At 63.4% G+C, this 8,590-nt stretch carries 10 protein-coding genes; all 10 read right to left on the bottom strand.

Annotation, left to right across the window (positions count from 1 at the left end; all coding sequences use genetic code 11):
- Positions 1–612: hypothetical protein (locus NTW26_08770; GenBank protein ID MCX7022345.1), on the bottom strand; the 612-nt coding region annotated here is incomplete at its 3' end.
- 260 nt (positions 613–872) lie between these two features.
- Positions 873–2,645 (bottom strand): hypothetical protein, encoded by a 1,773-nt coding sequence (locus NTW26_08775; protein MCX7022346.1) that lies wholly within the window; start codon positions 2,643–2,645, stop codon positions 873–875.
- A gap of 46 nt (positions 2,646–2,691) precedes the next feature.
- Complete coding sequence (locus NTW26_08780) at positions 2,692–3,075, bottom strand: response regulator (protein MCX7022347.1); 384 nt, start codon at positions 3,073–3,075, stop codon at positions 2,692–2,694.
- Positions 3,076–3,122: 47 nt separating this feature from the next.
- Positions 3,123–3,515 carry a response regulator gene (locus tag NTW26_08785; protein ID MCX7022348.1) on the bottom strand — a complete coding sequence of 131 codons (393 nt, stop codon included), beginning with the start codon at positions 3,513–3,515 and terminating at the stop codon, positions 3,123–3,125.
- 375 nt (positions 3,516–3,890) lie between these two features.
- Positions 3,891–4,865 (bottom strand): response regulator, encoded by a 975-nt coding sequence (locus NTW26_08790; protein ID MCX7022349.1) that lies wholly within the window; start codon positions 4,863–4,865, stop codon positions 3,891–3,893.
- Between the two features lie 213 nt (positions 4,866–5,078).
- Positions 5,079–5,660: a nicotinate (nicotinamide) nucleotide adenylyltransferase gene (gene nadD, locus NTW26_08795; protein ID MCX7022350.1), complete on the bottom strand. Its 582-nt coding sequence runs from the start codon at positions 5,658–5,660 to the stop codon at positions 5,079–5,081.
- 224 nt (positions 5,661–5,884) lie between these two features.
- Complete coding sequence (gene bamD, locus NTW26_08800; GenBank protein ID MCX7022351.1) at positions 5,885–6,652, bottom strand: outer membrane protein assembly factor BamD; 768 nt, start codon at positions 6,650–6,652, stop codon at positions 5,885–5,887.
- Positions 6,653–6,691: 39 nt separating this feature from the next.
- Positions 6,692–7,432: a tetratricopeptide repeat protein gene (locus NTW26_08805; protein ID MCX7022352.1), complete on the bottom strand. Its 741-nt coding sequence runs from the start codon at positions 7,430–7,432 to the stop codon at positions 6,692–6,694.
- 146 nt (positions 7,433–7,578) lie between these two features.
- Positions 7,579–8,025, bottom strand: coding sequence for a hypothetical protein (locus NTW26_08810; GenBank protein MCX7022353.1), 447 nt, complete (start codon positions 8,023–8,025; stop codon positions 7,579–7,581).
- A partial coding sequence (locus NTW26_08815; protein MCX7022354.1) for a DHHA1 domain-containing protein occupies positions 8,025–8,590 on the bottom strand: 566 nt, incomplete at its 5' end. The genes NTW26_08810 and NTW26_08815, both read right to left, overlap by 1 nt.

Below are 8,590 nucleotides of genomic sequence, written 5' to 3' on the forward strand. Positions count from 1 at the left end.
GATGATGCCCTTCATCTCGTTGTAGAGTTTGAGCACCTTCTCGTAGCCCGGTTTCGAGTAGCGGGCGAGGGCGGCCGCCTCGGTGAGCGGTTCCTTGCTCTGCGGGTCCACGAAGCCTTCGTTCAAGACGAGCCCGGTGTCAATCTTGCCCGCGGCCAGGGCATCCAGCGTCATCTCCTGCATCCGGGCCGCCAACTCGGGAATGTTTATATCCAAGATGCACCACTTGGTGCAGTTGCCGCACTGCGTGCAGCGCAGCCCGCCCTGGCGGATGAACCGCTCGTAGTCGGCCGTCCGCGACGCGACGACCAACTCCACCGGGTAGATGTACTCGGGGCAGTTCTCCCCCTCGGGCTGGGAGAGCACCCTCATGCAGCTGCGATCCTCCAGGCAGTAAACCGAGTAGCCGGTGCCCGAGAAAATAGCCTTGAAGATGACGATGGAGAGGCTGAGGCCGATGATGACCATGGCGATGCGGTTGAGGTTCTTGGTGAGCATCCGGTGCTGGGACTTGGAGATGAACTGGTAGCGCCGGACGCCGGGCAGAACCTCGATCTCGTCGCGAGGTGGTCCGTAGACGATCCGCTCGTCTTTTTTGTCGTTTTTTGCCATTTTTTTTTAACGTCGCGCCTGCGCCGTCCGGGGACTTCACCGAAGCTAGCGGCCGCGCCGTCCGCGGATGAGCGGTTCCGCGGACCGGGATTGTCAGGTCAGCATGTAAAGAATCGCCGCGATGATCCCGCCCAGGGCTCCCTGCAGGAGACCCTTTCGCGTGCGGAAATCCATCGCGTAGGCGATAATCGCGCCGGAAACGGCGCCGCCTACGAGAAAGGCGATCCAGGTTAAGAAAGAGCCGGGTTCCAGCGTCCCCCCTAAGTCAAAAGGAGCATGGCTCCGGCGATGGCTCCGCCGACGGCCCCCTGCAGGATGTACACGAGGAAGAAGCCGGTGCCGGCGAATCCCGATACCGGGTCGGGCCAGAACAGTGCGAAGGTGATGGCTATGCCCGAGATGGCGCCGCCCAACAGGAACGCGATCCAGGTGGCCGTGTTCTTCTCCTTCTCCTGCGTCGGAGTGCGCCGCTTCTTGAACGAGGCGGGATTGACGAACTTGACCATCCCCAGGTTGAACACGAATATCCCGGAAAGCAGGCCGAAAAAGAGGAGCAGGTTCTCCAGGCGGAAGGGGTTGTGTGCGAGCACCAAGAAGCGCATCACCAGCGCCGCCAGGGGGGTCATGGCCGCCATGATGCCGTAGCTCTGGGCGTTACGCAGGAATCCGATTTCGGAGCGCACCATCCCCTCGGAGATGGTGCCGATGCCGCCGATGGGACTTGGACCGCAGCTCGCCGCCGCGTTTACGATGAAGGCGGCCAGCACGATGGCCAGCTGGTTGTAAGTGAGAAGGCCCGAGGCGTTCGGCATCCAGCCGGTGGCCGGCCCCATGGCCACCACAATGGGCAGGAGCGCCGCCGCCAGAATCCGCCCGCAGGGCATGGGCATGATGGTCTCGATCTGGACGAAGAGGGCTATCATGCCCGCCACGCCCAGGCCGACCCCGGCCACCTTGAACTCCGACAGCCAGACGAGCACCTCGCTCAGCGACTTGAACCCGCCCGAGACCACCAGTGAGCCGGCCATCAGGAACCCGGCCACCAGGGCGGTGATCGGGTGGAGGATGATCCCGGCGATGACCTGGCGGATGGAGAGCCGGGCGATGAGCATGATGACGACCGTGGCCACCAAAAGGGTGGTGGTGATCGGGGTCTTGCCGAAGAGGCCGAAGACCGCCCCCATGAGGGCCACGAGGAAGATGCCCAGGGCGATGTAACCGACGAGGGGCGCCTTGAACTTCCTGGCGATGACCTCCTCGTCGTGCTCGTGGGCGATAGCGGTGTCGGGGGTCGAGGCTGCGGCCAGGCTTTGGGTGAGCTGCCGGCCCTCGGTGAGCCGTATCTTATCCTCCATGTCGAACTTGGTGATGAAGAGGCTGATGAAGAGCGCGGTGAAGGCGGTGCCGATCATGATCCCGAACTCCTGGGAGCTGGTCAGGAGCCCGAGCTGCTGGAGGAAACCCTCGCCGATCTGCCCGATGCCGCCGATCTGGCTGGGCCCGCAACTGGCCGCGGCGTTCACCGCCAGCGCCGCGACCAGGACCACCATCTGTTTCTTCGAGATCAGCCGCACGCCCTCGGGGCCGAGGGTGATGATTACGGGCAGGAGCGCCGCCGCCGCAATCCGCCCGCAGGGCATGGCGAAAATGGTGGAGAACTGGGCGATGAAGACCAGGGTGCCCGCCATGCCCAGGGTGGTGCCGCGCATTTTGTTGATGACGACGCGCAGCGCGGCGAAGCCGCCCGAGCCTTCCAAAGCGCCGGCGACCAGAAAGCCGCCGGCCATGGCCATGATGGGCAGGAGGATGACGTTGGACCCCACCGCCGAGCCCAGGGAAAGCATTTCGGAGAGGGAGCCGCCGTCGAGCCAGATCGCCAAGGCGGTCAGGACGATGTTTATCAGCGCGCCGGCGACCAGCAGGGTCTGAAGAGGAAGCGGGATCAGCCGTCGTCCGCCCACCATGATCAGCGGACCCAGGACGGTGAAGACGAAGATTAGAAGGCTGAGGATGCCGACAATCTCGTGGGCCAAGGAAGCTCCAGCGCAGGTTGTAATCCGCCCGGATGAGCCCTACAAGTTACGGTGTATTCCCGGGACCAGGAGCGATCAGCTTCTCTATGCGTTCGACTACATCGAGGGGATTGAAGGGCTTGGTCAGGTGCAGCGCGATGCCTATCTCCCGGCTGATTCTCTTGTAGAGCGGCCCCGAGTGGCCCGTGATAATGACCACGGGGGTCGAAGATAAATGCTCGTCGGCCATCAGGTCGTGGTACAGCTTGTAGCCGTCTATACCCGGCATCAGGAGGTCCAGGATGATGACGTCGGGCCGCTCCCGCATCACCGCGCTCAAAACCGTGGCGGGGTCGGACAGGGGGATGGTCTCGTGACCCCGGCTCTTGAAGGCGAGTCCCAGCGTCTCGACGATGTGCGGCTCGTCGTCCACGATCATGATCCGGGCCATGCGGACTCCTCCACGGCAGATCACCGAACGCCCGTACCCGCTTCGGTTCACGGCTGCGCCGTTGGAACACCCCTGCGCTCGTTCAGCAAGCGCTCAACCTGATCTACCACCGTATACGGCGCAAAGGGCTTGGTCAAATGCAGTTTGGCGCCTATCCCCTCGCTGATGCGTCTGTAAATATAGTCGGTCTTTGCGGTGAGGACGACCACCGGAATCTGCGATACCCGGTCGTCCTCGACCAGACGGCTGAACACCTCGTAGCCGTCCATCCCCGGCATCATGACGTCGAGGATGATGACGTCGGGTTTTTCCCGCTCGGCGAGGGAGATGCACTGCGTCGCGTCGGACAAGCCCACAACCTGGTACCCCCGTTTCTCGAAGGCCAGACTGAGCGTCTCGACGATGTGCGGCTCGTCGTCCACGATCATTATCTTCGACATTGACCCCTTCACCGTCCCTTTACGTTTCGCCAGAGGCGTAGCTCGCTTCGCTCGGTTTGTCGGAGGTATTACTTCGTTTCCGAGTGGCTTAAGCCCCGGTGGTTGGAACCGGTTTAATTCCCACCGCACCGGTGTATAATATACCGATACTCGTTCCCGTGCAACCCCTTCAACGAAACGGATTCGCCGGGGCGTAGCTCGCTTCGCTCGGTTTGCCGGGGCATAGCTCGCTACGCTCGGTTCGGTTGCCCTTGGGAGTCCTTCCGCTCCCTTCGACCGCAGTCAACGCAGGCATACCGTGAACGTCGAACCGAGGCGGTCCAAGGTAGGCGGCCCGTTTACTCCCCTCGACCGCACTTACCCGCGGGCCCGTACTCAACCCGAGCAGTCCCCCTGTCGGTTCGCGGCCTCGCCCTCCGTCATTCCCCGGCGCTCGTGGACCACGATGTTGCCCGGTTTGCCCTTGCCGAACTTCTTCAGCTCGGTGACGACGTCGGCAATCTCGGCGGTGGTGGTGAAACGCCGCTTCTCGCTCGACACCAGCTCGACGGTGAGGGTGAGCGTGGCGGGATACCGCCGCAGGCAACCGGTGCGGTCCTTTATCTCGTAGTAGTTCCGCTTCAGGTCCGTCTCATCGAAGTAGTCCCCCACGCCCTCGGTGAAGAGCTCGATAACCCTGTTCGCCACCTTCTCCGCATCCTGGTGGTAGCAGAGCATCATGAAGTCGTCACCGCCGATGTGACCGACGAAATCCTTCGGCTTGCCCAGCACCCGGGTGGCCTGGACGAGGCAGTGCGTGAGGAGGCGGATGACCGAATCGCCGCGGGCGTAGCCGTAGTAGTCGTTGAAACTTTTGAACCGGTCTATGTCGGCGTAGAAGAGGGAGTAGGGTTTGTCGGCGCGGATGACCTCCTTGAGCCGATGCTCTATCTCCAGGTTTCCCGGCAGGCCCGTCAGAGGGTTGCAGCCGAGCTGGTAGCGCGTGCGCGACAGGACCATCTTCGCCCGGGCTAAAAGCTCCCGCTGGGAGAAGGGCTTGGCGATGTAGTCGTCTATGGAGTGCTCGACGCCCCGTTCGAGGTCAATGATGTCTTGCTTGGCCGTCAGGAGAATCACCGGTATGTGGGCGGTCTCGAAGTCCTTTTTCAGCTCGGAGCACACATGGTAGCCGTCCATCCCGGGCATCATCACGTCCAGGATGATGAGCTCCGGGTTGAAGACCTTGACCTGTTCCAGGGCCTCCTCGCCCGAGGGGCAGGTCTGGACCGTGTAGTTGTCGCCCTCGAATATGGTTTTGACTATCGAGCGGATGTCGGGGTCATCGTCAACGACCATCACCCGTGTGGACATGTCTCAACCTTTTTTTAGTGACCGATTACGCCCCTTCAAACGGTTATTTGCCGGGGCGTTACTCCGCTCCGCTCCGTTTTGCCGGGGCATTACTCCGCTTCGCTTCGTTTCGCCGGGGCGTCACTCGTTTCGCTTCGCGCGAATGGGAGGGTCATTATAAAACTCCCTCCCGGATTTGTCAGCCCTCAAGGCAAGGGGTTTAAACCCCTTGTTTCATACGCTATAAAGACCCTTCTCTTCGATGTAACGGGCCACCGGGTCGGGTACGAGCCACCGTAGACTGAGCCCCGCCGCGATTCTTTGGCGCACCAGCGTCGAGGAAACGCCGAAGGGGGGCATGGGAATCTCCGACGCCCGGGTCCCGGCGGGGAGCCTGTCGGGGTCGAAAGTGCACCCGGGCCTCGGCGCGTAGGCGAAGCGGGCGAGCCGCACCAGCTCGTCCACCCGGTGCCAGGTGCCCAGATCGTTCAGGTTGTCCGCGCCCACCAGAATGACCGGTTCCCCCCCGAGCATCTCCCGGAAGCGCAGGACGGTGTCCAGGGTGTAGGAGACGCCGCCCTGTCGGAGCTCGATGTCGTCCAGAACGAAGGTCGGCTCACCCTCGAGGGCCAACCGGAGCATGGCGAGACGGTGGGATTCCGCGGCTTTCGGGGGGCGGTCGCGGTGGGGTCCACGGGCGGCGGGGATGAAGTACACCCGGTCCAGGTCGAGCTGCTCGCGGGCAAAGGTCGCCAGGAGCAGGTGGCCCAGGTGTACCGGATCGTAGCTGCCGCCGAAGAGGGCGTATTTTTCCAAAGAGCCCATTTTTTATGACCGTGGGGTGGGGAAGGACCAAGATTTTACCACAACAATGCGTCGGGTCGCGGTGGGGGTCCGGTCGGGTGACGAAGGGGGGTGGCGGGAGTAAAAAACCGGCCGTCGCCGGTTCTTCTCGGATGCCGAACCAACCGTCCGAATTTCATTCCTGCCTCATATTTAAAAAAACCGGCCGCAGCCGGTTAAAAAAACGTGAACCCGCCTCACTCACCGTCCGGGTTCCCGGGGAGAGAGCCCATCGTATTCAGGCTCTCCCGGGCGTCCGCGGCGTACTCGTCGTCCGGGTACTCCTCCAGAATCCGCTCGAAATCGTTCCGGGCATCGTCCGGGTACCCCAGCTCCAGGAGTGCCTCCCCACGACGCCAAAGATTGCGCGGCGCGTACATGGAGTCGGGGTAGGTGCCCAGGAGCATGTCGGCGTAGAGAATCACGGACCGCGGATGTTCCATCCGGCGGTACAGGTAGGCGATGTGGTCCAGCTTGCGGGCCTCCAGCTCTTCGGCCTCCCGGATCGCATCCTGTATCTGGGGGATTAGCTCCGATCCGGGAAAGAGCTTGAGCGTGCGGCGGTATTCGCCGATGGCCGCCTTGATGAGCTCCGTGTCACGCTGGTAGTCGGGCGCGCGCTTGAAGTAGCACTGCCCGATGTGGTAGTGGGCGTCGTCGGTGTAGGACGAGTTGGGGTAACTGGCGGCCATGTCCTCGAAAATCGCCTGCGCTTCGAGGTACATATCTTCGTCGTAGTAGGCCATGCCCAGGTAGAACTGGGAGTCGTCGGCGTACTTCGACGAGGGGTAGACTATCATCACGTTCTCGAAACAGCCACGCGCCGCCTCCATTTCCTCTTTATCGTAGTAGCCCTTGCCCAGATCGAACCACTCCTGGGCGGTGAGCGAGAAGAGATCGGGCAGTTCCACGGCGCAGCCGCAGAATAAGAGCGCGATGACCGGGATGATGAGGGTCGCCTTCAAAGTTTACGTCTTCTCCTCGGTCCTCTGTTCGCCGGGGCGTTATTCGCTTCGCTTCTTTTTGCCGGGGCGTGACTCGCTCTGCCGAGCCTTCAAAAAGGACATGTAGAGCTCCGCCTCTCGGCTCGTCCCCTTGGATAGCTCCCGGGCCTTCTGGATGTGCCCCTTGGCGGTGTCGTAGGCTCCCTGCTGGAAATGCACCAGGCCCAGCTCGAGCTGGCCGTTCTGGTAGTTGGGGTTGATGGTGATGGCCCTCTCCAGAACCTCCTCGGCCTCGGACAGCCGTCCGCCGCGGCGGAGGATTTTTCCCCGGAAGACCAACAGGTCAACGTAGGACGGCGCCAGTTCCACCGCCTCGTTGATCAACCGCTCCGCCTGCTCGATGCGGCCCATCTCCAGCTCGAGGGCGGCCAACTCGCGGTAGCCTTCGGCCAGCCGGGACTTGATGGCGGGGCTGAGCTCGTCGGACCGGATCTTCGTCGAGGCGAGCATGGCGGTGAGCTCTGTGTCGGCCTCCTTGTACATGCCCAGGTCGGAGAGGGTGATCAGGAGGTTGAGCCGCGCTTCCTCGTAATCCGGATTCAGCTCCAGGGCTTTCTGGTAGTAGCTCACGGCGACCTTGTAGTCGGAGCGCATCGAATTGCAGAGGCCCATCAGGTTGTACACATCGGGATACTCCCGGCCCTCCCCGATCGCCATCCGCAGCTCGTTGAGCGCCTCGGCGTACATGCCCCGTTCAAAGAGGTGGCGGGCGTTGCCGACCCTGTTCTGCTCCGAAGACACCGCTACCCCCTTGGGTGGTTATTTGCCGGAGGCGCTGCTCCGCTTCGCTTCATTTTCCGCCAGTATAGCCACCCCCCCGGTTCGGAGTCAACTCGGGCCGTCCCAGGGGATACGGTTCCGGGGAGGTTTTTGTTTCGCCGGGGGCGTTACTCGTTTCGCTTCGGGGGTTTCGGTGCGAAGGCCGGGCGCAGCGGCATGAGGAGGGAGTAAGCCAGGAGGATTCCGGCGATGGCCGCCGCGGCCCACGCCCAGTCCTTCAGGTTGTTGAGCGAGTTGTACGTCAGAGGGTACACGCTCGCCGCGGTGATGAAAAGCCCCGCCGCGGCCCCGAGCCAGCGCCCGAAAGGCCTTAGCCGTAAGAGGCCGGCTCCGGCGAGACATAAATCCAAGCCCCAAAGGCCGTACACCGCGTAGAGCCAGGTCGAGAGCTCCAGGGGCGGACGGTCGAACCAGGCCAGTTCGGGCAGGAGGGTGAGGGAAAGGGCGGTCACTATACCGCCGCCCAGGCAGAGCGCCCCGAGTATCCGGATGAGCACCCTCCCGGCCCGCCAGGGGTAGGGGGCGATATCCTCCGGCCGGATGACGTTGGGCATCAGCGACCCCCGCTCACCATCTCACGGATTTTGGCGAAAACCAGGGGGAGCTTATCCGGGAAAATTCCGCCGCCCTGGGCGAAGTCGGGCCTCCCGCCGCCCTGACCGCCCAGAAGAGGCGCCAGCCCGCCCATCAATTTTCCCGCGTGGAGCCCTTTCTGCACTAGGTCGTCGGTGACGCCGCAGGCTAGGACCGCCTTGTCTCCGTCTCGCGTGGCCAACAGGACGACCGCCGAGCCCAGTTCCTCCTTCAGGCGGTCCACCGTGCCGCGCAGCGCCTTGGCGCCCACTCCGGGGAGCTCGGCCGCCAGCAGCCTGACCCCGTCAATCTCCTCCGCCTCGTCGGCCAGATTCCGCCCCTCGCCCCCCGAGGCCAGGCGCTCCTCCAGCTCGAGGATTTTCCGTTCGGCCAACCTGCGGTCATCCAGCAGGGTCTCGACGCGCCCGGGGAGCTCCGCCGGCGGGGCCTTGACCAGGGAGGCCGCCCGGTTCAGGAGGCCCTCGCGCCGGTTCACGTGCTCCACCGCCGCCATCCCGCACACCGCCTCGATGCGCCGGATGCCCG

Source organism: bacterium (assembly GCA_026398675.1).
Classification (GTDB): domain Bacteria; phylum RBG-13-66-14; class RBG-13-66-14; order RBG-13-66-14; family RBG-13-66-14; genus RBG-13-66-14.

Coding starts and splice junctions, on each gene's coding strand:
- NTW26_08780 (MCX7022347.1), bottom strand. CDS start 3,075: ATGGCCCGGATCATGATCGTGGACGACGAGCCGCACATCGTCGAGACG.
- NTW26_08785 (MCX7022348.1), bottom strand. CDS start 3,515: ATGTCGAAGATAATGATCGTGGACGACGAGCCGCACATCGTCGAGACG.
- NTW26_08790 (MCX7022349.1), bottom strand. CDS start 4,865: ATGTCCACACGGGTGATGGTCGTTGACGATGACCCCGACATCCGCTCG.
- NTW26_08810 (MCX7022353.1), bottom strand. CDS start 8,025: ATGCCCAACGTCATCCGGCCGGAGGATATCGCCCCCTACCCCTGGCGG.